Annotated in this window: 24 protein-coding genes; 22 read left to right on the forward strand and 2 right to left on the reverse strand. The window is 69.3% G+C overall.

The window, feature by feature from the left end; genetic code table 11:
• Positions 1 to 178: 178 nt before the first annotated feature.
• Positions 179 to 1,966: a tetratricopeptide repeat protein gene (locus LGM56_RS29790; RefSeq protein WP_226207554.1), complete on the reverse strand. Its 1,788-nt coding sequence runs from the start codon at positions 1,964 to 1,966 to the stop codon at positions 179 to 181.
• A gap of 445 nt (positions 1,967 to 2,411) precedes the next feature.
• Here LGM56_RS29790 and LGM56_RS29795 point away from each other — a divergent pair, with 445 nt between their 5' ends.
• The 5 genes from LGM56_RS29795 to LGM56_RS29815 all read left to right on the forward strand — a co-directional run bounded on the left by LGM56_RS29795 (position 2,412) and on the right by LGM56_RS29815 (position 9,961).
• Positions 2,412 to 3,194 (forward strand): class I SAM-dependent methyltransferase, encoded by a 783-nt coding sequence (locus tag LGM56_RS29795; protein WP_089493880.1) that lies wholly within the window; start codon positions 2,412 to 2,414, stop codon positions 3,192 to 3,194.
• Positions 3,194 to 4,579, forward strand: coding sequence for an NAD(P)/FAD-dependent oxidoreductase (locus LGM56_RS29800; protein ID WP_089493879.1), 1,386 nt, complete (start codon positions 3,194 to 3,196; stop codon positions 4,577 to 4,579). Before LGM56_RS29795 ends, LGM56_RS29800 begins: the two co-directional genes overlap by 1 nt.
• Complete coding sequence (locus tag LGM56_RS29805) at positions 4,576 to 5,298, forward strand: WbqC family protein (protein ID WP_226207555.1); 723 nt, start codon at positions 4,576 to 4,578, stop codon at positions 5,296 to 5,298. The genes LGM56_RS29800 and LGM56_RS29805 overlap by 4 nt, the downstream gene beginning before the upstream one ends.
• A gap of 140 nt (positions 5,299 to 5,438) precedes the next feature.
• Complete coding sequence (gene rffA / locus LGM56_RS29810; RefSeq protein WP_089460292.1) at positions 5,439 to 6,596, forward strand: dTDP-4-amino-4,6-dideoxygalactose transaminase; 1,158 nt, start codon at positions 5,439 to 5,441, stop codon at positions 6,594 to 6,596.
• A 2-nt stretch (positions 6,597 to 6,598) separates the two neighbouring features.
• On the forward strand, positions 6,599 to 9,961 hold the full coding sequence (locus LGM56_RS29815) for a glycosyltransferase (RefSeq protein WP_226207556.1): 3,363 nt from the start codon (positions 6,599 to 6,601) through the stop codon (positions 9,959 to 9,961).
• A 70-nt stretch (positions 9,962 to 10,031) separates the two neighbouring features.
• On the opposite strand, the gene LGM56_RS29820 is transcribed toward LGM56_RS29815, so the two are convergent.
• Positions 10,032 to 11,579 carry a TIGR04222 domain-containing membrane protein gene (locus LGM56_RS29820; RefSeq protein WP_226207557.1) on the reverse strand — a complete coding sequence of 516 codons (1,548 nt, stop codon included), beginning with the start codon at positions 11,577 to 11,579 and terminating at the stop codon, positions 10,032 to 10,034.
• A 531-nt stretch (positions 11,580 to 12,110) separates the two neighbouring features.
• Between LGM56_RS29820 and LGM56_RS29825 the strand changes: the two genes are divergently transcribed.
• The 17 genes from LGM56_RS29825 to LGM56_RS29905 all read left to right on the forward strand — a co-directional run bounded on the left by LGM56_RS29825 (position 12,111) and on the right by LGM56_RS29905 (position 23,647).
• Positions 12,111 to 12,317, forward strand: coding sequence for a tail protein X (locus LGM56_RS29825; protein ID WP_089430443.1), 207 nt, complete (start codon positions 12,111 to 12,113; stop codon positions 12,315 to 12,317).
• A gap of 16 nt (positions 12,318 to 12,333) precedes the next feature.
• The gene (locus tag LGM56_RS29830; RefSeq protein WP_069246837.1) at positions 12,334 to 12,678 is read left to right on the forward strand and encodes a putative holin; all 345 of its coding nucleotides are present in this window, start codon (positions 12,334 to 12,336) and stop codon (positions 12,676 to 12,678) included.
• Between the two features lies 1 nt (position 12,679).
• A complete protein-coding gene (locus LGM56_RS29835; RefSeq protein ID WP_089424212.1) occupies positions 12,680 to 12,946 on the forward strand; it encodes a phage holin family protein in 267 nt (88 codons plus the stop codon).
• 3 nt (positions 12,947 to 12,949) lie between these two features.
• Positions 12,950 to 13,795: an N-acetylmuramidase domain-containing protein gene (locus tag LGM56_RS29840; protein ID WP_226207558.1), complete on the forward strand. Its 846-nt coding sequence runs from the start codon at positions 12,950 to 12,952 to the stop codon at positions 13,793 to 13,795.
• On the forward strand, positions 13,792 to 14,232 hold the full coding sequence (lysB, locus tag LGM56_RS29845) for an Rz-like lysis system protein LysB (RefSeq protein ID WP_089493871.1): 441 nt from the start codon (positions 13,792 to 13,794) through the stop codon (positions 14,230 to 14,232). The genes LGM56_RS29840 and lysB overlap by 4 nt, the downstream gene beginning before the upstream one ends.
• Entirely contained in the window at positions 14,120 to 14,356 is a 237-nt protein-coding gene (gene lysC, locus LGM56_RS29850) for an Rz1-like lysis system protein LysC (protein ID WP_226207559.1), read from the forward strand. Before lysB ends, lysC begins: the two co-directional genes overlap by 113 nt.
• Positions 14,349 to 14,798: a phage tail protein gene (locus tag LGM56_RS29855; RefSeq protein ID WP_226207560.1), complete on the forward strand. Its 450-nt coding sequence runs from the start codon at positions 14,349 to 14,351 to the stop codon at positions 14,796 to 14,798. Before lysC ends, LGM56_RS29855 begins: the two co-directional genes overlap by 8 nt.
• Positions 14,799 to 15,470: 672 nt before the next feature.
• Positions 15,471 to 16,157 (forward strand): phage baseplate assembly protein V, encoded by a 687-nt coding sequence (locus LGM56_RS29860; RefSeq protein ID WP_089493869.1) that lies wholly within the window; start codon positions 15,471 to 15,473, stop codon positions 16,155 to 16,157.
• Positions 16,154 to 16,516, forward strand: coding sequence for a GPW/gp25 family protein (locus LGM56_RS29865; protein WP_226207561.1), 363 nt, complete (start codon positions 16,154 to 16,156; stop codon positions 16,514 to 16,516). The genes LGM56_RS29860 and LGM56_RS29865 overlap by 4 nt, the downstream gene beginning before the upstream one ends.
• A complete protein-coding gene (locus LGM56_RS29870) occupies positions 16,513 to 17,427 on the forward strand; it encodes a baseplate J/gp47 family protein (protein ID WP_226207562.1) in 915 nt (304 codons plus the stop codon). Before LGM56_RS29865 ends, LGM56_RS29870 begins: the two co-directional genes overlap by 4 nt.
• Positions 17,420 to 17,962, forward strand: a complete 543-nt coding sequence (locus LGM56_RS29875; RefSeq protein ID WP_226207563.1) for a phage tail protein I — start codon at positions 17,420 to 17,422, stop codon at positions 17,960 to 17,962. Before LGM56_RS29870 ends, LGM56_RS29875 begins: the two co-directional genes overlap by 8 nt.
• Before the next feature lie 6 nt (positions 17,963 to 17,968).
• Positions 17,969 to 20,599, forward strand: coding sequence for a phage tail protein (locus LGM56_RS29880; RefSeq protein ID WP_089493866.1), 2,631 nt, complete (start codon positions 17,969 to 17,971; stop codon positions 20,597 to 20,599).
• Between the two features lie 15 nt (positions 20,600 to 20,614).
• Positions 20,615 to 21,295, forward strand: coding sequence for a tail fiber assembly protein (locus tag LGM56_RS29885; protein ID WP_226207564.1), 681 nt, complete (start codon positions 20,615 to 20,617; stop codon positions 21,293 to 21,295).
• A 60-nt stretch (positions 21,296 to 21,355) separates the two neighbouring features.
• On the forward strand, positions 21,356 to 22,528 hold the full coding sequence (locus LGM56_RS29890; RefSeq protein WP_226207565.1) for a phage tail sheath protein: 1,173 nt from the start codon (positions 21,356 to 21,358) through the stop codon (positions 22,526 to 22,528).
• A gap of 28 nt (positions 22,529 to 22,556) precedes the next feature.
• Complete coding sequence (locus LGM56_RS29895) at positions 22,557 to 23,066, forward strand: phage major tail tube protein (RefSeq protein WP_048251463.1); 510 nt, start codon at positions 22,557 to 22,559, stop codon at positions 23,064 to 23,066.
• Positions 23,067 to 23,144: 78 nt separating this feature from the next.
• Positions 23,145 to 23,525: a phage tail assembly protein gene (locus LGM56_RS29900; protein ID WP_089493863.1), complete on the forward strand. Its 381-nt coding sequence runs from the start codon at positions 23,145 to 23,147 to the stop codon at positions 23,523 to 23,525.
• Positions 23,526 to 23,533: 8 nt separating this feature from the next.
• Positions 23,534 to 23,647 carry a GpE family phage tail protein gene (locus LGM56_RS29905; RefSeq protein ID WP_006484104.1) on the forward strand — a complete coding sequence of 38 codons (114 nt, stop codon included), beginning with the start codon at positions 23,534 to 23,536 and terminating at the stop codon, positions 23,645 to 23,647.
• The last annotated feature ends 8 nt before the right edge of the window (positions 23,648 to 23,655 follow it).

Consider the following 23,655-nt stretch of genomic DNA (forward strand, 5'->3'; position numbering starts at 1 on the left):
CCGATCGTCACGGCCGATGCCGCCATCCCATCGCGTGCCATCCCGACGACGGTGTCGCGCACGCGCCACCGGCCGGAATGACGATCACGTCGGCCGGCGCGGTGTTCTGCGCGTGGGGCGCCATGTTCCGCGTGCCGCCGGCGTGGAAATGCCCACGCCCGTCACGTCGCGAGCGGCCTCACACGGACGCGCCCGGCGCGGCTTCGACGTGCTGCGCCCACATGCCGTGCAGCGCGTCCTCGAAGTGGCGCGCGAAGCGGGGCGCGTCGCACAGCGGCGACACGAGCACCTGCGCGCGCAGCGTCGTGCGCAGCGCCGCCAGCTCGGCGGGCTGGCCGACCTGCGCGACGGCCTTCGCGACATAAGCGTCGTCGTCGTCCGCGATCCACTCGGGCAACCGCGCCGAATGCAGCAGGCTCTCGGCGATGTGCGACAGGAAGCGCTCGCCGCGCCGGCACAGTACGGGCACGCCCATCCACAGCGCTTCGGCGGTCGTCGTGCCGCCCGGATACGGGAACGGGCTCAGCATCAGGTCGACGCGCCGGTACGCGGCCAGGTATTCGGCGCGCGGCGAGCGGCCTTCGAGGATCAGACGCTGCGCGTCGATGCCGTGCGCCGCGAAGCGCGCGGCAAGCGCCTGCTGCTCGCGCGGATCGTCGAGATGCTCCGCCTTCACGAACAGCTTCGCGCCCGCGACCGATTGCAGCACGCGCGACCAGACCGCGACGACGCGATCGGTGATCTTCGCGAGCTTGCCGAAATAGCCGAAGGTCGGATGGCCGTTCGCAAGCATCGGCAGCGCGCCGACGTCGACAGGCTCGGCCGGCGGCGTGAAGCACAGATAGCTGTCCGGCAGATGCCACGGCCGCTCGGTGAAATGCGCGGCCTCGGCGGGCGGCAGCACGTGACGGTCGCCGATCACGTAGTCGATCGCGCGCACGCCGGTGCTCGCGAAATAACCGGGCCAGCTCGCCTGCAGCGGCGCCGGCTTCCACGCGAACAGCGGCAGGCGGTTGTAGACCGTGTGGCCCGCCGCGTCGAGCAGCACGTCGATGCGGTCCGCGCGGACACGCGCGGCCGCCGCTTCGTCGCTCAGGCCGGCAATGCAGGTCCACGTCGCGAAGGCCGGCTTGAGGCGGGCGGTCACGTCGTCCTCGACGTCGCGCGTCGGGTATGCATGCATCTCGATCCGGTTCGGGTCGAGATGCTTCAGCATGCTCTCGATGAAATAGCCGACCGGATGCGCCTTCAGGTCGCCCGAGACGATGCCGACCTTGAGCGGCCGCCCGGCGCGGGCGGTCAGGTCGACGAGCCAGTCCGTCCACGGCGTCGCGCCGCGCGTGACGACTTCGTCGTAGCGCGCGGCCTCGGCGAGATAGGCGTCCTGATCGAACGCTTCGCTGCAGTGGCTCGCGAACAGCAGGTTGCTGCGCGGCTCCGGCAGTTCGGGGCGCAGCGCGACCGCGTGCCGGTAAGCCTCGAGCGCGGCCGGAATCTCGTTCAGGTCGAACAGCGCATTTGCAAGGTTGTTGTAGGCCTGGCCGTTGTCCGGCTTCAGCGCGATGGCCTGGCAGAACGCATCGACGGCCGCGCGGGCGTCGCCGGCGAGCCGCAGCGCGTTGCCGAGGTTGTTGTACGCATCGACGTAGTCGGGTCGCAGCTCGATGGCGAGACGGAAGCACTCGGCGGCGGCGGCGTGACGGTTGTCCGCCTGCATCACGTTGCCGAGGTTGTAGTAGTACATCGCGTCCGGCCTGACCTCGATCGCCGCCATGATCAGGTCGGATGCCTCCCGATAGCGCCCGTACTGATGACCGATCAGGCCGAGGAGGTGAAGCGCGTCCGCGTGCCGGGGATCGGTGTCGAGGATCTGCCGGTACAGCGTCTCGGCCGCTTCCAGCCGGTCGGCCTGATGGTGCGCCAGCGCCTGTTCGATCGTGGCGGCGGCGGGGGAAGTGGGCATCATGATGCTTAAGTCGTCCTGGTAGCCAATACGGGATTCGAATCGCGGCCGGCACCCCTGCGCCGGCGCACGCCTGCGCCCGCGGACGCACGCACCGACGGTCTCCGACGTGTCCGAATTCTCCTCGCGCACGCCGCGTTCCAATTGGGCGAGCAGGTGCCGGAATTGGTCGTTATTCCCGCGACTGCAAGCCGCACCCGCGGGCGCCCTGAATGCGCGCCGGACACCCGCGCATCCATCGAAATGCGGGGTGAAACCACCCGCTAATCCGACATTCGATCCTGGCGCCGCTCGCTAGACTCGATTCCGAAAGATGACCGGATTGCACCGTGCGGACAGCCGCGACGCGTGCGGGCCCGGTTGCCGCACCGGATGCCGGCCGCGCACGCGACCCCGGTCCGCCACGGCACTTCGTTCGGTATCACTCATAGTCCCTGGAGCCTTTTGTATGCACGAGTCATCCATCATCACCAACTCGAACGACGACCAGCTCGCCGCGCGCCGCGAACTGTTCGACCTGCTGCACGCGTATCCCGCGACCCCCGAGGAACTGGAACGCTCGCTCGGCCTGTTCGTGCGCGGTTCGCTGCTCGCGCGGTTCCTGGCGACCTTCGAGGTGTATCAGAAGATCGTGCCGCTGCCGGGCTCGATCCTCGATCTCGGCACATGGCGCGGGCAGACCGCGGTGCTGTGCGAGAACTTCCGCGCGATCCTCGAGCCGCTGAACTTCCAGCGCCGCATTCACGCGTTCGATACGTTCACCGGCTACGCAGGCTTCTCCGAGGACGACTCGCGCGACCGCAAGCTGTTCTCCGACGGCACCTATTCGGTGGCGAGCGGCTACGCGGACCTGCTGCGCAAGCTGCTGTCGCTGCACGAGCGCAACAACGCGATGGGCCACGTGAACGGCAAGCACCGCGTGTGGGAAGGCGACTGCCGCGACACGCTGGCGGCGTTCGACGAAGCGCACCCGGGCGAGACGATCGCGCTGGCATGGTTCGACCTGAACGTGCCGGGCCCGACGGAGCAGGCGTTCGAAGCGGTGCTCCAGCGCCTGGTGCCGGGCGGCGTGGTCGCGGTGTGGCAGCTGATGCGCGGCCATCAGGCCCCCGCGGAAGGCATGCACTACCTGCACAAGGTGCTCGGCAAGTACCCCCACCAGATTCACCGGACGCAGGCGTATCCGTCGCTCTGCTACATGACGTTCCCCGAAGGCGGACAGGGGCGCTAATGAAGATCGCGATCCTCGGCAACGGCATTCTCGGGCTGATGACGGCCCGGGCATGGCAACGCGCGGACCCGACTGTCGAACTCGTGATCGTCGGCCCGGCACTGCGCCCGGGCTCGGCGACGCGCGCGGCGGCGGCGATGCTCAACTCATTCACCGAACTCGAAGGCGACTCGCTCGGCACGCCGCTCGACCGCTTCAAGTTCGAGCTGAGCCGCGCGGCGACCGCGGCCTGGCCGGGCGTATTTGCCGAGATCTGCACGCCGGCGCGCGAGGTCGCCCACGGGTTCGGCACGTACGTGCTCAACAACGCGGCGACCGACGCGCTCGACGACGAGAACTTCGCGGCCGTGAAGCGCTTCTGCCGCGAATTCGAGGAACCCTGCGAGGCGGTCGATCCGTCAAGCATCCCGAACTATCACCCCGACCCGCGCTATCGCGCGTTGAACGCGCTCTACCTGAAGCGTGAGGGCTGGGTCAATCCGAAGCAGTTTCTCGACGCGCTGACGGCATCCGTCGCGCAGACGGGCAACACGACGCTCGTCGACGCCCAGGTCGAGCGGCTCGATATCGCCGGCGGGCGCGTCGTCGCGGCGCGGCTCTCCGACGGCAGCACGCTCGACGCGGACCGCTTCGTCCTGTGCAACGGCGCGAACCTCGGCCAGCTGCTGCGCGCGAGCGCGCCCGAGCTGCCGGTACAGCGGCTGTTCTACGGCATCGGCATGTCAATCGAGCTGCAGAGCGCGGAAAACGTGCACACGCACTGCATCCGCACCACCAACCGCGGCCTCGCATGCGGCGTCTATTCGGCGCCGTACGGGCCGGACCGCACGCTGATCGGCGCCAGCAACTACATCAGCCCGGTGCCGATCGACCACGGCCACGTCGGCAGCGCGTACTCGCTGCTGAAAGCGGCAATGGACCAGATCAACAGCAAGTTCTACCGCGCGAACCTCGTCAACGTGAACGTCGGCTGGCGGCCCATGACGTCCGACCTGTATCCGCTGTTCGGCGAAACCAGCGTGCGGGACCTGTGGATCCTCGGCGGCACCAAGCGGGACGGCTTCCACCTGTCGCCGGTGCTGTGCCGCGACCTCGTCGCCGCGATGCGCGGCGAGCCGATCGACCCGCGTTACGCGGAGCTTGCGCCCGAGCGGCCGCTGATCCGCAACATGTCGCGCGAGGCCGCGATCGCGAAGACCGTGCGCCACCAGCTCAACGCGGCGTACCAGCACGACTTCGAGCCGGCGAGGAACCGCATGGTCGAGCAGTTGCAGCGCTCGATGCGCACGGACCTCGAAGCGCTGCACGACCGGATCGGCGCGACCGACTGGGGCATTCCGCCCGAGCTGGTCGACATGTACCGGTACGGCCACATCCCGGCATGAGCGGCACGCCCATGGAAGCGGTTGCGAAGCGGGTGGCGATCGTCCAGTCGAACTACATCCCGTGGAAGGGCTATTTCGACCTGATCGCCGCCAGCGACGAATTCATCCTGTACGACGACGCGCAGTACACCCGTCGCGACTGGCGCAACCGCAACCAGATCAAGACGCCGCAGGGCGTGCAATGGCTGAGCGTGCCGGTGAAGGTGAAGGGCAAGTATCTCCAGACGATTCGCGAAACCGAGATCGACGGCGACGACTGGGCGCCGCAGCACTGGAAGCGGCTGCAGCAGAACTACGCGCGCGCGCCGCACTTCGCGGGCTATGCGGACGCGCTCGAAGCGCTCTATCTCGGCCGCCGCTACGACACGCTCAGCGAGCTGAACCGCACGCTGCTGATGTGGATCAACCAGCAGCTGGGAATCGACACGCGCATCTCGTCGTCGTCGGACTACACGCTGAACGGCGACCGCACCGAGAAGCTGCTGAACCTATGCATGCAGGCGGGCGCGACCGAGTACCTGTCGGGCCCGTCCGCCCGCTGCTACCTGGACGAGAACCTGTTCGCGGACGCGAACATCGCGGTGCGCTGGTTCGACTACCCGGCCTATCCCGAGTACCCGCAGCAGTGGGGCGACTTCGTGCATGGCGTCACCGTGCTCGACGTGCTGTTCAACTGCGGCCCCGACGCTCGCGAGTACGCGCTCTATCGGGGCGCGTGACATGTGCCGATGAACGCATCCCGTCACGCAAGCCTGCACGACGACGGCCCTGCGCGCTCGCGCGGCGCCGTCCGGCAGGACACCTGAACGGCGCCGCGCCCGCGCCGCCGATCGCCCGTCACTTTACGAGGAGCCTGACCATGTTCGGCCCACCCAACCTCGACTGCATTCCGTTCGGCCGCCCGTTCGTGGTCGGCAAGGAGCTCTACTACATCGCGAAGGCGGTCGAGCAGGGCGGCCTCGCCGGCGACCAGGCGTTCACGAAGCTCTGCCACCGCTGGCTGGAAGCGCGCATCGGCTGCCAGCGCGCGCTGCTCACGCACTCGTGCACGGCCGCGCTCGAGATGGCCGCGATCCTCGCCGACGTGCAGCCCGGCGACGAAGTGATCATGCCGTCCTACACGTTCGTGTCGACCGCCAACGCGTTCGTGCTGCGCGGCGCGACGCCGGTGTTCGTCGACATCCGCCGCGACACGCTGAATCTCGACGAGACGCAGATCGCCGCCGCGATCACCCGGCGCACGCGCGCGATCGTGCCGGTGCACTACGCGGGCGTCGCCTGCGACATGGACGTGATCGGGCAGCTCGCGGCGGACCACGACCTGTGGGTGATCGAGGACGCCGCCCAGGCGCTGCAGTCGACGTGGAACGGCAAGCCGCTCGGCAGCCTCGGCCACCTCGCGTGCCTCAGCTTCCACGAGACCAAGAACGTGATCTCGGGCGAAGGCGGCGCGCTGCTGGTCAACGACCCGCGCCTCGTCGAGCGCGCGGAGATCATCCGCGAGAAGGGCACCAACCGCAGTCAGTTCTTCCGCGGGCAGGTGGACAAGTACACCTGGGTCGACGTCGGCTCGTCGTTCCTGCCGGGCGAGCTGATCGCGGCGTTCCTGTACGCGCAGTTCGAGCACGCGGACGTGATCACCGCGCAGCGGCGCGCGACCGTGCAGCGCTACCAGGACGCGCTGCAGCCGCTGCACGCGGACGGGCTGATCGAGCTGCCCGCGATTTCGCTCGCCGAGCGCGGCAACGGCCACATGTTCTATTTCCTCGCACGCGACCTCGCCGAACGCACCGCACTGCTGCAGCAGATCCGCGCGGTGGGCGTGAACGCGGTGTTCCACTACGTGCCGTTGCACAGTTCGCCGGCCGGCCAGCGCTACGGGCGCTGCGGGTCCGGCATGGCGGTGACGGACCTCGTCGCCGACCGGCTCGTCCGGCTGCCGCTGTACCACGACATGACCGAAGCCGAACAGGATCGCATCCTCGACGTGGTCTTCGATTTCTACCGCACCCGATAACGATGACGACTCCCACACCCGGCTTGGCGCACGGCGGTTCGCGCATCTTTACGCGACTCGACCACCCGTACTACATACTCGCGCCGAATTTCCGGCAAACCTCCGGCGGGATCCGCGCGATGCACTACCTGTGCCACGCGCTGAACCTGCTCGGCCACGAAGCGTACGTCTGCACGGCGGTCGTGCATCCTGACCTGCGCACGCCGCCGCTGACCAACGACATCGCGCAGGCGCACGCCCGCGCGAACCGCAGCCCGATCGTCGTCTACCCGGACGTCGTCACCGGCAATCCGTTCAACGCGCGCTGCGTCGTGCGCTATCTGCTGGCCGAGCCCGGCCGCATCAACGGCGAACCGATCACCTTGCAGCCGGACGACCTCGTCTTCACGTTCGGGCCGTCGCTGGTGCCTGAGGAATGGAAGGCGGACCTGCTGCGCATGCCGCTGGTCGACACGCGCATCTTCAACAGCGACGGGGTCGACGACGCCCGCCGCAACGGCACGGCCGTCTTCATCAATCGCCACCTGCGGCGCGGCGGCACGCTGCATCCGGTCACCGCCGAGTCGATCGAAATCTCGACCCGCGTGCCGGAACGTTCGGCGCACGAACTCGCGGCGCTGTTCCGACAGGTCGAGTGCGTGTACATGTACGAATGGTCCACCGCCGTGTTCGAAGCGCTGCTGTGCGGCTGCCCGGTCGTGTGCATCATGAATGACGCGTCGCTGCCGGAGCCGTTCCGGTGGGTGATGGACGGCAAGGGCATCGCGTGGGGGCTCGACGAACACGCGATCGCCCACGCGAAGGCCACCGTTCACGAAGCGCGCAGCGTCTACCTGAAGGAAGAGGAGACGTTCTGGCAGCAGTTACGGAACTTCGTCGAGCGGACCCAGGCCCACGCGGACCAGCTGGATGCGCAGGCCGTCGCGACGGGCGCCGCCGCCCAGGGACAGTCCGCGCCGCGCTCTTGCATCGCGGTCGTCACCGCCGAACCCGCCGACCACGCGCGCACCAGCCTGCGCTTCGCGCAGCCGTTCGCGCGGCTGGACCGCGAATGGGCGCTGACGTTCCCTGTCACGCCAGCCGGCATCGATCCCGACGCGCTGCAGCGCGCGGACCTGATCGTGCTGCAGGGCGACACGCCGGGCCTGCTGTCCGCCGCCACGCTGGAACACCTGTTCTCGCTCGGCAAGCCGGTCGTCCTCGACATCGACGTGCCGCTCGACACGCTGCTCGCCGACGCCCCCGGCGCGGCCGACAACGCGCGCCGCAAGGCAGGCATCCGCAGCGCCGTGCAGCGCGCGCATGCGCTCGTCGTGCCGTCGGAAGCGCTGGTGCGGGAGTACCGTCATGTCAACGCCTCGGTCCACGCGCTGCCGACCGGCGTCGATCTCGAGCGTCTGCACCGGGCGGCGCCCGGCGTGCGCGACCACGTGAACCTCGCGGTTTCCGGCACCGGCCTCGACGGCGTGCGTCTCGAGCAGGTCCGCCACGCGCTGGCCGAGCTCCGCCGCCGGTTTCCGGGGAAGCTCCGGGTGTCGTTCGTCGGCGCGGCGCTGCCGGCCGGCTGGGACCGCGAACCGGACGTCACGCTGATCGCGGAGCCTGCCCCTTACGACCGCTACGCCGACGCGCTGAAGCGCGCGGACCTCGACATCGCGCTGGTCGCGGCGCCGGCCACGTTGCGCGACGATGCGCCGCCGCGCGCATGGCTCGAATGCTCGGCGGCCGGCGCGGCCACGGTGCTCGTCGCCACGCCGGCGCAAGGCGGCCCGGTTGTCCACGGCAGCACGGGCTGGCTCGTCGCCGACACCGCCGACGCGTGGGTCGACGCGATCGCGCACCTGATCGAGCATCCGCACACCCGCGCGCAGCTCGCCGCGGCCGCGCAGGATGCGATCCGCGCGCAGCACGACATCGGCCGCAACGCCGCCCGCCACGGTGCGCTGTACGCGCGGCTGCTGGCGGAGAACCGGACGCTGGCGCCCGTCGCCGCGACTGCGGACGCCGCACCGCACCGCAAGCGCCTGATCGTGTATTCGATCGATCCGGACGCATGCGCGTCGTCGCGCATTCGCCTCACGCTGCCGTTCGGTCTGCTGAACGATGAATGGGAACTCGTCCCGGGCTTCCGGGACGGCCAGATCGACAGCAGCGTGCTGGCCACGGCCGACGCCATCCTGCTGCACCGGCTGGCGCCCGGCATGCTGACGGGCAACGACCTGTACACGATCTTCAAGCATGAAAAGCCGGTGATCTACGAGACCGACGACCTGCTGACCGACCTGCCGTCCACGCATCCGCTCGCCGCGCAAGGCGGGGTGGCCCGCGCGGGGATCGAGCTCGTGCTGCGCAACGCGGACGCCGTGATCGTATCCACGCCGTTCATCGCCAGCCGCTACCGGCTGTCGCACCCGCGCGTTCACGTGCTGCCCGACAGCGTGGACTTCGACCGGTTCTACCGCCCCGTGACGGCGCGCGACGACGACTGCGTGACGATCGGCATCGCCGGCGCGTCGCTGCGCGCCGACAACTTCGCGCTCGTCGACGCGGCGCTGCAAGCGATCTGCGCGCGCCATCCCGGCAAGGTCAGGGTGAGTTTCGTCGGCGCGGACGTCCCGCCGGGCTGGGCCGGCCATCCGGCCGCCGGGTGCGAGCCCGAGCTTCACGACTACGACGCGCACGCACGACGCCTGCCGGAACGGCGCTGGGACATCGCGCTGCTGCCGCTCGCCGACCACGACTACAACGCCGGCACGAGCACGATCCAGTGGCAGGAATACGCGGCGGCCGGCATCGCCTCGATCGCCAGCGACCGGCCCGCCTATCGCTTCGCGCTGCACGACGGCTGCGACGGCCTGCTGGTCCCGGATGCGCCGCAGGCCTGGGTCGACGCGCTCGAGCGGCTGATCGCGCACCCGGCGCTGCGCCGCGGGCTCGCGCGCACGGCGCAGGCGAAGGTCCGCAAGCATCACGCGCTGCAGCAGGCGCTGCCGCGCTATCGCCGTGTGTATCAGCAGTGCATCGACAAAGGCGCGATCGGCAACCCGCCCGGCTGCCCGGATGCGCCGATCCCCGGCGCGCTGATCCTGGACGCCGAGGGCGACCTCGACCAGGTCCGACTGAGCCTGCAGGACATCGCACGGCGGCCGGAGCAGGATCTGCTGGCGGTCGTGGTGACCACGTCGCAGGCGCCGCTGCCCGAATGGACCGACAAGGTGCGCTACCTGCACGCGCCCGTGCACGAGTACATGGCCACCGTCGAGCAGCTCTGCGCACTGCCGGCGTTCGACTGGACGCTGATCGTCGAGGCGGGCGACGGGCGTGCCGCGCAGGCACGCACGCCCGCCGATGCCGCGATCGCGTAAGTCGGCGCGCGCCGTGCCGCCTGCCTGACGCTGGCGGCCCGGCGCGCTATCCCGGCAGCGCGCGCTGTGCTCAGGTGCTCGAACAGCCGCCGCAACTGCTCGAGCTGCATGAGCTCGACGAACTGCACGAACTGGAACTGCTGCTGTCTCCGGCGCCCGAGTCGAACGAACCGCTCGACCCGCCGGTTTGCACGGCAACGGGCGGCGGCGCCATCAGCACGTTCGAATGCGCGGCCCACACGGTGCCGGCGAGCGCGCCGGCGCCGAACAGCGCGGCCGTCCACAAGAGCCCGTCCGGCGTCGCGCGGTCGCCCCGGCGTTGCTCGCGGTGCGCGTCGAGCGCCGCCTCGCCGCCGCGGGTCATGCCGCCGCGCCCGACGCCGGGCAGGCGTTCGACCATGAAGTGGTACGCGACCATGAACGCCGCCATGACAATCATCAGCAGCAGCACGGGCCGGCCGCGGCTCAGGCCGACCGCGAGCTTCGCCGCGCCCGCGCCGAACACGAGCAGCAGGATCGCGCGCGCGGCCATCCGCGTCGCCCGCATCTCGCCCGGCGCCCAGAGCCAGCCTTTGCGCTGCAACGCGGCGGCGCAGTCGGCTTCGCGCCACGCGAGACGCTGACGAAACGCGTGGCAGCTCGTCTCGCCGCCGGGCTGCCGCCTCAGCCATTCCCAGTCGGCGCCATACGCGCCTGCGTGTCGCGGATCGTCGATCCGCACCCGCGCGTCGTGGCCCTTGCTCATCCGCAGCTCGATCGCACCGGCATGCGCGAGCGACAGCATCGCGACCTGCGCCATCCGCGCACCGCCGCCCGCGAGATACGCTGCTTCCTCCGCGCTCAGGTCGGGCGACGATTCGGGGGCGCGCGTTCCCCACACCCGGTGGCGGTATTCGATCCACTGCAGGCCGGCGATCAGCAGCAGCGCGGCGACGCAGAGCGGCACGTAGAACAACCCGAGAAAGTCCGGCCCCGAGAAGTCCAGCACATTGAAATCGCTCGCGCTCGCGCAGGTCGCCGCGATGCTGATCGCCGCCGTCGGCCACGCGAACTTCGGGAAGCGCCGCCCGCGTCGCGGGCGCGCGGCGGGCTCGCTCGACGGGCCGTCGCGCGGTGCTGCGCGCTGCACCGGGGCGTCGGTGGGCACGTCCGGCTCGGTCACGGGGCGCGGCCAGATCGCTTCGGGCGGCTCGCAACCGAATAGCCTGCGGTAGCTGTCGAGCGTGTCGCGGTAGCGCTGCGCGTACACGGCGGCTTCGTCCGGCGCGCCCGTACCAGGCATGTGATGCAGCCGCGCGCGCAGCACGCCGGCGCAGAAGACGTCCCAGTATTCGAGCGTGTACTGCAGGTGGAAATGCCACGCGGCGTCGACCGCGACCGACGGCGTGACCGGATGGCCGGCCGCCTGCGCGAGGAACGCGAAGCGCTTGTATTCGTCGATCACGGCCAGCGCATGCGCATGCGACCAGCCTTCGGCTTCGGCAAGGCGCCGGCTGTACGGCAGCGGCGCGGTCGGATCGTCGGGGGAATAGGCGTGCAGACGCGCGAGCAGTGCCTGCTGCGCATCGGTCAGCGCGCGGGCATCGACTGCGGTCGAGGTAGACAGGATGGCAGCCATCGGGAGTCGGCGCGATGCGCGGACGGCCGCCGCGATCGTCGCTTGGAGTGGTCGTTGCGGGGATTCTCGCATGACGGTGCGGCGGCAGGCGCACGCCGTGCATCAGCAACCCCTGCCTTCGGAGTTTTACCTACGCTCCCCCCGCCCTTGCCCGGCAAGGGCCCGCCACGCGTCGCACCGCGCAAAACCAAGGCTGCACAAGGTCAATCAAGGCCGCCCCGGCCCACGCCAGCTGCAATCCGGCTGCACGGCGCACGCCGCACCCGCCCGTGACGTGCCCATCAAGCGCCGATCGAGCACCCGCACGGAAAGCGTAAGGCCCGATGCCCGTCGCGACACGCGCCGCGCTGCGTCTCCGCACAGGCCACGCATGCGTGTCGTTGAACGCCGCCCGGCGAAGCTCGACCATGGGAACCCTCTCCACTGCGTCACCGCCCGGGACCTCGCCATGGCAAGCAGCACGACATCGACAAGCCTCCACCACGCGCCGGTCGGCGACTGCGTTGCGTTCCCGCATCGGGAGCGCCGGCCATGATCGTGCGCACCCTGCAGGGCGACACCGTCGACGCGCTGTGCTGGCGCCACTACGGCCGCACGGACGGCACCGTCGAAACCGTGCTCGAAGCCAACACCGGGCTCGCCGGGCTCGGCGTCGTGCTGCCGGCCGGCACGCCCGTCCATCTGCCGCCGCTCGACACCGCCACGCGCGCGCGGCCGTTGCTGCAACTGTTTGACTGACCCTGGAATCGCCTGCATGGCCGAACCGAACCTCACTACCGCCGCGATGCTGTCCGCCGCGATCGGCGTCGCCGGGCTCGCGCCCGGCATCGACGGCAACGCGCTGATCGGCGCGTTCACGGGCGCCGCGCTCGTGGTCGTCACGTCGAAGGAAATCGGCGTCGCACGGCGCGCCGCGTACCTGCTGATCTCGCTCGTGATGGGCTATCTCGCCGCGCCGGAAATCGTCGGCGCCACGCCGATCCACTCGACGGGCGTCGCCGCGTTCTTCGCGGCCGCGCTCGTCATCGCCGTCACGCTGCAACTCATCGAACGGGTCAAGACGCTGGACCTGCTCGCGCTGTTCCGCAAGGGGGGATGACATGCCGCTCCCGCTCGTGCTGATCGCGCTCTGCGCCCACGTCGCCGTGCTCGTGCGCGTGCTCACCTACCGGCGCAACGGCGCGCGGCACCGGCATCGCGCGTCCTGGTTCGCGTGGATCGTCGTGGCGGTCGCCGGCGGTGCATCGATCGAATTGCTGCTGCATGCCGGCTCCGTCGGCTTCTTCGAAGCGGCTACCGCCGTCCTGCTGGCGATGTCCGTCTGCGGCACGCGCGGCAACGTCGCCCGCCTGCTCAGGAGTGAATGAATCATGAAGACCCGCCGCCTCGGCGACCACGGCGACGACGTCGGCCTGCTGCAACGCCGGCTGATCCGCGCCGGCTATCCGGTGCAGGTCACGCACCTCTACGACGCGGCGACCGAAGCCGCCGTGATCGCACTGCAACGGAACACCGGCCTCGTCGACGACGGCATCGCCGGCCCGAAGACCTGCGCCGCGCTGGCCACCGGCCGGCGCGATCCGACCCACCTCGCGCTCGCCGATCTCGAATGCGCCGCACGCACGCTCGACGTGCCGCTCGCGTGCATTCGCGCGGTCAACGAAGTCGAGTCGCGCGGCGCCGGGTTCCTGCCCGACGGCCGGCCCGTGATCCTGTTCGAACGCCACGTGTTCTGGAAGCGGCTGCAGGCACGCGGCATCGATCCCGCACCGTTCGCGGCGCGCCAGCCGGACATCGTGTCGCGCACGCGCGGCGGCTATCGCGGCGGCGCCGCGGAATACGCGCGCCTCGCGACGGCCGAGTCGATCGATGCCGGCGCCGCGTGGGAATCCGCGAGCTGGGGCGCGTTCCAGGTGATGGGCTATCACTGGGCGCGCCTCGGCTATGCCGGCATCGACGAATTCGTCGCGTGCATGGAAAGCGGCGAAGCCCGGCATCTCGACGCCTTCGTCCGTTACATCGCGGCCGACGACGCACTGCGCCGCGCGCTCTGCGATCGCCAGTGGGCCGCATTCGCACGCGCGTACAACGGCCCCGACTACGCGGCGAACCTCTACGACGTGAAACTCGCGCGCGCCTATGACCGCTATACATCGCAACCGGCCGCGTCGACGCCGGGCGGATCCGCATCGACCGGCGCCCCGTCCGCCGCATGAACGGGCTCGCCGCGAAATTCGCCGCCTGCGTCGCCGCGCTTGCCGCGTGCGCCGCCGCGGCGCTGGGCGTGCATGCGCTGCGCGCCGACCTGGGCGCCGCACGGCAGCAACTCGTCGAGACACGACAGGCGCTCGCCGGGCGCGACGACGTCATCGCGCGCATGCGGCAGGACACCGCCGAGCGCGCCCGACAGCAGGCCCGGCTCGACCGTTCGCAGGCCGCGATCGCATCGAAGCTCGACGCCACCCGACTTGAAAACCGGAGATTGACCGATGAAAACGCCGCGCTTCGCGCCTGGGCTGGCACTCGTCTGCCTGACGACGTTGTCCGCCTGCAAGCCAATCCCGCTCTCACCGGCGCCGACGCTTACGTCGAATACGTGCCAGGCGGTGAGCCCCTGCACGCTGCCGATGCTCGCGCCCCGCACCAACGGTGAGCTCGATGCCGCGCTCACGCTCGCGAAGGCGGCCTGGGCGACCTGCGCGGCGCAAGTCGACATGATCGCGGCCTGCCAGGCCGGCACACCCGCAACCCGCCACGGAGCGCATCCGCATGATTAAGCCAGACAGCCTGCGGCGGGCGCTCGTCGCCGCCATCCCGTCACTCGGAACCGAACCGGGCGCGCTGACCGTGCTCGTCGAGCAAGGATCGATTGCGACCACCGGCACGCTGACGCCGTCGTTCGAATACCGGTACACGGCCCACGTGCTCGCGACGAATTTCTCCGGCGACACGGATCCCGTGTTCGTCGCGGTCGTCGAATGGGCCCGCAAGAACCAGCCGGATCTCGTGACGAATCCCGCCGCGCGCACGAGCGGCATCACCTTCGAGCTCGGCGTTCGCGACCCGGCGGCAGTCGACCTGTCGATCCGGCTGGCGCTGACGGAAAGCGTCAACGTCGCAACCGGGCCGGACGGCCGGCACGTGATCACCCACGTCGACGACACGCGGGTCGATCCGGCCAATACGCTCACCTGGGTCGCGCTGCCGCAGATCAGGTAAGCCCGGCGGCCGGCAGCTCGTCTTCCTGCACGCGGCATCGATGCCGCGTGCTATCGAACGAACACCGTGCACCGTGCGTGCACGGTGTTCTGCAGCGTTCATTCACCCGGTAAGCCCGGTGGGCGGCCGCCCGTCTTCCTGCGTGTGGCATCGACGCCGCGTGCTATCGAACGAACACCGTGCACCGTGCGTGCGCAGTGTTCCGCCGCGTTCACCGCCGCAACGGCTGCGCGTCGCTACCGGACATCTCGTCTCGCCCTCTTCGTTTCGCGCGCCGTGGCGAACTCGCATGTCGCGATCGCAACGCCGATCGCCCGCTCGTGCATCGCCCTCGAATCGACCAGCATCGGCGACGCGCGCCGCGTCGACGTCATCGCCCGTGGCAACCCCTCCATGCGCGCCCCATCCTCGTGTCCCGCCGCACAACACCCCTCTGCATTTCGTCGCCACGCAACCCGTCGCACCTCCGCCGAGTCGCCACCGCGACGTCGCCCCGCTCACGCACTCCAGCCTCGCCACTCCATCGCCGGGGCGCACGACGCCATCCTCATTTCAACCGGTGATGCGATTCTCGACGCGCGCGTTCGTGCCGGCATCCGGTGCGCGCTGTCCTCGTCGCGACGACACAGGCCATCGCTCGCGCCGTGGCTGCCCGACCGTCACCATGGCTGCATGGACGCAAATGAAATTCAACGGCAGGCACGCAACGCGGTGCGCAAGGGAACGATCCTCGCGGTCGACCATGCGGCCGCGTTGTGCCGCGTCTCGGTCGGCGACGCCGACTCCGACGGCAGCGGCCTGCAGACCAACTGGATTCCGTGGGTCGCCGGCACCGCCGGCGGCACGCGCGACTGGCTGCCGCCGACACCGGGCGAACAGGTCGTACTGCTCTGCCCGATGGGCGATCCGGCGCAGGGCGTCGCGCTGCGCGGCGTTTATTCGAACGCCGCGCCGGCCCCTGCCTCGAGCCCGGACACCCACGCACGCGTCTACCCCGATGGCGCGAGCATCACGTACGACCACGCCGCGCATGCGCTCACGGCCGAGCTGCCCGCCGGCGCGACCGTGCGCATCGTCGCGCCGGGCTCGGTCGTCGTGCAGACCCGCGACGCCACGGTGAAGGCCGAGCGCATCACGTTCGACGCGCCGCAGACGACCTGCACCGGCGCGCTGACGGTCAAGGGCCCGTTCGCATTCGAATCGGGCATGACCGGCACCGGCGGCGCCGGCGGCGGCGCCACGATGCAGATCGACGGCGCGGCCACCTTCACCCGCGAAGTGACATCCCAGGGCATCAGCCTCCCGCATCACACGCATCGCGAACAGGGCGATGGACAACTCGTGAGCGCACCGCAATGAAAGGCATGAACGCGAACACCGGCCGCTCGATCTCGGGCCTGGACCACTTCTACCAGTCGATCGGCAGGATCGTGACGACGCCGCTCGCGTCGTGCGTGAAACGCCGCACGTTCGGCTCCGAGCTGCCCGACCTGATCGACGCACCCGGCAACGGCACCGTGCGCACCCGGCTATACGCGGCCGTCGCGACGGCGCTCATGCGCTGGGAGCCGCGCCTGACGCTCACCCGCGTCGTGCTCGCCGCCGATGACGCGAATGCGGCCGCCGGGTCGGTCTATCTCGACATCGAAGGCTGGACCGGCGAGAACGGCACGGCCGTATCGACCCGCGTGCCGATGACGAACGGGAGCCCCACATGAGCGTGACGCCGATCGACCTCTCGCAGCTGCCGTCACCCGACGTCGTCGAAACGATCGACTACGAAACCCTGCTTGCCGCGCGCAAGGCACGCTTCGTGTCGCTCTACCCGGCCGACGAGCAGGCCGAGATCGCCGCGACGCTCGCGCTCGAATCGGAGCCGGTCGTGAAGCTGCTGCAGGAGAACGCGTACCGCGAGATCGTGCTGCGGCAGCGCGTGAACGACGCCGCGCGCGCCGTGATGCTCGCCTACGCGGTCGGCACGGACCTCGATCATCTCGCCGCGCTGTTCGGCGTCCGGCGCCTGACGATCACGCCCGCCGATCCGGAACACAACGTCGCGGCGGTCATGGAAAGCGATACCGACCTGCGCGCCCGCACGCAGCTCGCGCCGCAGAGCCTGTCCGTCGCCGGCCCCGAAGGCGCGTACGTTTCGCACGCACGCAACGCGGACGGCCGCGTGCTCGACGCGTCGGCCGTCAGCCCGGCGCCGTGCGAAGTCCTCGTCTCGGTGCTGGCGCGCGATGGCGACGGCACGGCGGACCCGGCGCTGATCGCCGCGGTGGCGGCCGCGCTGCAGGCCGACGACGTGCGGCCGCTGACCGACAAGGTCACGGTGCGCGGCGCGGAAATCCTGCGCTACCAGGTGCGTGCGCGGCTCGTGTTCTTCGCCGGCCCGGATCGCGCGGTGGCGCTCGCGGAAGCCAACCGCGCGATGAAGAAATACACCGAATCCATGCACCGCCTCGGGATGGAGGTCACGCTCGACGGGATCTACGCGGCCGCCCGCGCGGCCGGCGTGCAGAAGGTGATCCTCGAAAGCCCGTCCGCCGGCCTGCCGGCGACCAAGCAGCAGGCGCCGTATTGCACCGGAATCGAGCTGATCGACGGCGGGGTGTACAGCAATGAATGACGTCCTCCCGCCGAACGCGACGCGGCTCGAACGCCGGCTCGCCGCGACGAACGCGCGCATCGACGACGTGCCGACGCCGCTCGCGACGCTGATGAATCCGGACGCGATCCGGTCCGACCTGCTGCCGTGGCTCGCGTGGCACCTCGGCGTCGATGCGTGGAAGGACTACTGGCCCGAGTACGTGAAGCGCGCCCGGGCCGGCCAGGCGATTCCGATCGCCCGCCGCAAGGGCACCGCCGCCGCGGTGCGCGAAGTCGTCGCGGCCTTCGGCGGAAACATCGTCCTGCGTGAATGGTTCGAGCAGCGCCCGCCGGGCCAACCCGGCACGTTCGACCTCGTGATGACGGTCAGCGGCCAGGAAGGCCAGCCGCCGACCGCCGAATACGTCGCCGACATCCTCGCGGAAATCGACCGGACCAAGCCGGTACGGGCGCACTACACGTTCACGCAGGGCTTCGAGATGCGGGGCCGACAACCGGTCGGCGCCGCCGCGCGCGTGGCGGCCTATCGCCGCCTGAACCTCACCGACTACTGATCGCACATGGCAACCCAGATCATCATCACCGACGCCGGCCGTGCCGCGCTCGTCGCCGCCGGCAACGGCGGCACGAACGCCCACCAGGTCGTGGAAATCGGCCTGGCGAACGCGCCGTTCGTCGCCGACAAGGGGCTCACGAAGCTGCCGAACGAGCTGAAGCGGATCAAGTCCTTCGGCGGCGCCAACGTCGCGCCGGACACGATTCATACGACGCTGAAGGACGACACCGCGGACCAGTACTCGCTGTACGGGTTCGGCCTCTATCTCGAGAACGGCGTGCTGCTGGCCAGCTATGGCCAGGCGACGCCGATCATGGAGAAGTCGCCGGCCGCGATACTGCTGCTGTCGTCCGACCTGCAGTTCGCGACGATCGACGCGACGAAACTCGTGTTCGGCGACGCGTCGTTCCTCAACCCGCCGGCGACCACGGAGCGGCAGGGCGTGGTCGAGCTGGCGACGCAGGCGGAAGTGAACGCGGGTGCGGACGATGCGCGCGCCGTGACGCCGAAAACCGCGGCGTCGCGATATGCGGCGTTGACCGGGGCGAAGTTCACCGGGCCGGTCGTGACTGAATTCGATGCGGGTCCGGATACGGCGCATGTCACGGTGCGTCCGCCGACCGGCAAGAACGGACGGGAAAGCCGCGTGCGTCTGCATGGCACGTTCAGCGGTACCAACACCGACACCGGATCACGCATTGTCGCAACGTTGCGCTCGGGTTTCGACAATGGCGCCTGGGGGCGCGAATACGTCGACCTCTGGCTCAACCGTGCGGTCAACGACAACGAAACCGACGCGAACCAGGCGCGCGCCCTGCGCATCGCCTACGGTGGCCGCGTGCTCGTCGGCGACGTCAGGAACGACGACGGGAACTCGCGACTGCGCGTCGGCGGTGATGCCGTTGCCGAAGGCACGAGCTATTCGAAGGCCGTATCGATCGATGGCGGGGCCGGCAATTTCTCGACGCTGTTCTTTACCGACGGCGGCAAGATCCGCTGGTCGCTGTTCAAGCGCGACGGCACGGCAACGGGGGGCAACGGCGGCAACAACTTCGGATTGAACGCGTTCGCGGACGACGGCGTTACGCAGTTCTCCGCGTTTCGTGTGGACCGCGGCACGCAGACGTTTTCGGTCGCGAAGCGCCTGACCGTCGGCGACATCGGCGACGACGGCCGTAACGCGATCCAGGTCGGCGGGAGCGCAACGTTCGCGGGTGGATTGACCGCGCGTGAAATGGACGCCACGGGTTCCCATTTCCGCGCGATCTCCAACGGCTACGGAGCTTTCCTGCGCAATGACGGCACGAACGTGTATCTGCTGTCGACGAACAAGGGCAATGCGGAAGGTCAGTGGAATGATTTCCGCCCGTTTGCCTGGTCGCTATCCGACGGGATCGTCCGCATCAGTGACAGCGGTGCCTTGACAAACATCGGCGGCGATCTCGCAATCGGAAGGAGTACGGATGAAGGACACATCCGGCTCGGTCCCGTCGATGGCCATTTCTACGCCAATGCTCATTCAGTCGGCTGGTGGGGTAAAGCCGACTCATTCCAGTACATCCTGGACGACCACACGTTCCGCATCAACGGCAACGTGGTGTGGCACACCGCGAACCTTACCCCGCTCGACCGTAGGACCGGCGGCACGATGTCGGGCGACATCTGGTTCGATCCGGGCAAGCGGATTTTCCTGGCGGAAGGCAGCGCGCAAGCACCGTCGCTCACGTTCGTCAACGACGGTGCGCCGGACACCGGCCTGTACCACATCAACGACGGCTCGTTCGGCGTGACGTGCAACTCGATCCCGCAGGTTGCGTTCACACCGGGCGGAACGACCTTCCAGACACCCGTGCAGGGCCCGACACCCGCCCCGGGCGATCGTTCGAAGGCGCTCGCCACGACTGAATGGGTGCTGGCCGCCCTCTCGACGGCGACGGTCGGCCAGATCGTATTCGAGCCGCGCACGCTGCCGCGCGCCGGGTTCCTGAAAGCGAACGGCGTGCTCGTCAATCGTGCCGACTACCCCGCTCTTTGGGCCTATGCGCAAGCCAGTGGCACGCTCGTCTCGGACGATGAATGGCACAACCAGCGATGGGGTTGTTTCTCGTTGGGCGACGGCTCGACGACGTTCCGCCTGCCTGAGCTGCGCGGTGAATTCATCCGGTGCTGGGACGACGCCCGCGGTGTCGACACCAACCGCATCCTCGGCTCGTGGCAGGACAGCGCGAACCGCTCGCACGGCCATGGCGCGAGCGCGGCCGCAGTCGGCGACCACGCGCACTCCGCGTGGACCGACTCACAGGGCTGGCACGGCCACCACGGCTGGACCGGCAGCGTAGGCGATCACCAGCACGTCGCACCCTACACGGAAGTGGGTGTCGCTCCGTTCGGTACGCATTCCGGCGCTCACCAGGGCTCGAACGGCGGCGTCGACAACGACAACCCGTGGGCATTCACGTCCGGCGCCGGCGGTCACAACCATGAATTCAATACCGAAGGCGCCGGCACGCACGGCCACAACGTCGGTATCGGTGCCGCAGGCAGTCACAGCCACGCCATCACCGTCAACCTCGACGGCGCCAACGAATCGCGTTCGCGCAACGTCGCGCTGCTCGCGTTGATCCGCGCTTATTAACCTGGACCCCGAAACATGCTGATCCACCACTACCACCAGTCGACCGGCGAATACCTGAGCAGCGGCCAGCCCGACGCCGATCCGCGCAACCCCGAACGCTGGCTCGTGCCGTCATGGGCGACGTTCGACGAGCCGCCGGCGCGCACGCCGACGACCTGGCCGTTCTATCGCGACAACGCGTGGACGCTGCTGCCGGACTTCCGCGGCCGCCTCTGCTATCGCACCGACACGGGCGAACCGGTCGAAATCGCGACTGCCGGCAAGACGCCCGACGAACTCGGCCTCACGACCGAACCGCAACCGTCGCCGCGCCATGCGTGGATCAACGGCGCGTGGGCGATCCCGGCTGCACTGCTCGAGCGCGAAAAACGCGACGCCGCGATGGCCGAGTTCGAGCGACGACTCGAAGCCGCACGCAAGGCGAACGCCGGCAAGGCCGATGCCTACGCCGCGGGTCTGCTCGACGACGAAGGCGTCTATTACTTCAAGGCCTGGTCGGCCTACCAGATGGCACTCGTTTCGGTCGTCCAGGCCGACACGTTCCCCGATGCGGTGACGTGGCCGACCACGCCGGCGCCGTACGTACCGCCGCCGCCTTCCAAGCCGGAGCCGGAGCCTCAACCGGAACCGAAGCCCGAGCCGAAGCCCGACGAACCCAGCGCACCTGCAGCTCCGGTCGCGGACCCCGCGGCCTGATCCGCACGGGATTTCTCCCGTTCTCTTTCATCTGATCTGCACACACAGGAGCCACACACCATGCCGCAGGATTACCACCACGGCGTACGCGTCATCGAAATCAACGAGGGCTCGCGCCCGATCCGCACCGTGTCGACGGCCGTCGTCGGCATCGTCTGCACCGCGTCCGACGCCGATGCCACCGCCTTCCCGCTCGACACGCCCGTCCTGCTGACCAACGTCGTCGCCGCGCTCGGCAAGGCCGGCACCAAGGGCACGCTGCGCCGCACGCTCGACGCGATCGGCCGGCAGACCAAGCCCGTCACGATCGTCGTGCGCGTCGCGGAAGGCAAGGACGCCGCCGAGACGGCGACCAACGTGATCGGCACCGTCACCGCCGACGGCAAGTACACCGGCATGAAGGCGCTGCTCGGCGCGCAAGCGCGCTTCGGCGTGAAGCCGCACATCCTCGCGACGCCGGGCCTCGACACGCAACCCGTCGCCGCGGCGCTCGCGTCGATCGCGCAGTCGCTGCGCGCGTTCGCGTACGTGTCGGCCAACGGCTGCAAGACGAAGGAAGAAGCCGTCGCCTATCGCAAGCAGTTCAGCCAGCGCGAACTGATGGTCGTCTGGCCGGACTTCCTCGCGTGGGACGACACGACCAGCAAGACGGTCGTCGTGCCGGCCACCGCGTATGCGGCCGGCCTGCGCGCGAAGATCGACAACGACACGGGCTGGCACAAGACGCTGTCGAACGTCGGCGTGAACGGCGTCACCGGCATCAGCGCCGACGTGTCGTGGGACCTGCAGGATCCGGCGACGGACGCGGGCTTCCTCAACGAGCAGGACGTGACGACGCTCGTGAACCGCAACGGCTTCCGCTTCTGGGGTTCGCGCACGTGCTCGGACGATCCGCTGTTCGCGTTCGAGAACTACACGCGCACCGCGCAGGTCATCGCCGATTCGATCGCCGAAGCGCAGATGGCCATCATCGACGGCCCGCTCAACCCGTCGCTGCCGCGCGACATCATCGAAACGATCAACGCCAAGTTCCGCGAATGGATCTCGCAGGGCTACCTGATCGGCGGCTCGGCCTGGTACGACCCGGAGCCGAACACGACCGACGTGCTGAAGTCCGGCAAGGCGTATCTCGACTACGAATACACGCCGGTTCCGCCGCTCGAAAACCTGATGCTGCGCCAGCGCATCACCGACCGTTACCTCGCCGATTTCGCCGCGCGCGTCAGCGCGTAACGACCGGCCTCACCAGGAGTCAAACACGATGGGTATGCCTCGCAAACTCAAGGGATTCAACCTGTTCCAGAACGGCGAGAACTTCGTCGGCCAGGTTGTCGAAGTCACGCTGCCGAAGCTCACGCGCAAGATGGAGGACTACCAGGGCGGCGGCATGAGCGGCCCGATCAAGGTCGACTTCGGGCAGGAAGGGATCCAGCTCGAATGGACCTGCGGCGGCTTCATGCGCTCCGTGCTCGGCCAATACGCGATCACGAAGCACGACGGCGTGCTGCTGCGCTTCGCCGGCGGCTACCAGTCCGAGGATTCGACCAACGTCGACGCGATCGAGATCGTGATCCGCGGCCGCCACAGCGAAATCGACCCGGGCACCGCGAAGTCGAAGGAAGACACCGCGTTCAAGGTCACGACCGTCGCCAGCTACTACAAGCTGTCCGTGAACGGCCAGGACGTGATCGAGATCGACTTCGTCAACATGATCGAGAAGGTCAACGGCAACGACCTGTTCGCGGCGCTGCGCAACGCGATCGGCCTGTAATCCGCCGCCCGGCCGGCCGGTTACGCCGGCCGGGCCCTTCCTCGCCCTTCCCCCCGCTTGATCACCGACAGGACCACCATGAATCCGATGCAACCCGACCCGGCCGCGAACGACTCGCAGGCCGATGCGTCCGCCGTCACCGCCGTCGCCGCGCCCGACCAGGACGATCCGGCCACCCACACGCTCGACACGCCGCTCGTGCGCGGCAACCAGACGATCACGTCGATCACGCTGCGCAAGCCGAAATCGGGCGAACTGCGCGGCGTGTCGCTGTCCGACCTCGTCAGCCTCGACGTCGTCGCGCTGTCGAAAGTGCTGCCGCGCATCAGCTCGCCGATGCTGACCGAAGCCGACGTCGCCAACATCGACCCCGCCGACCTCGTGCAGCTGGGAGGCATCTTCGCCGGTTTTTTGATGCCGAAGGCCGTGAAATCCCGACTGGCCTCCCAGACCGCGTAGAAGACCCGATGGCGGACATCGCGACGGTGTTCGGCTGGACACCGCCCGTGATGGATGCCTTCAGCCTGGCCGAGCTGATGGACTGGCGCGAGCGCGCCCGAGTACGCGCCGGCGCCCAATGAGCGAAACG

It is taken from the genome of Burkholderia sp. AU38729, assembly GCF_020419725.1.
In the GTDB taxonomy this organism is placed as follows: domain Bacteria; phylum Pseudomonadota; class Gammaproteobacteria; order Burkholderiales; family Burkholderiaceae; genus Burkholderia.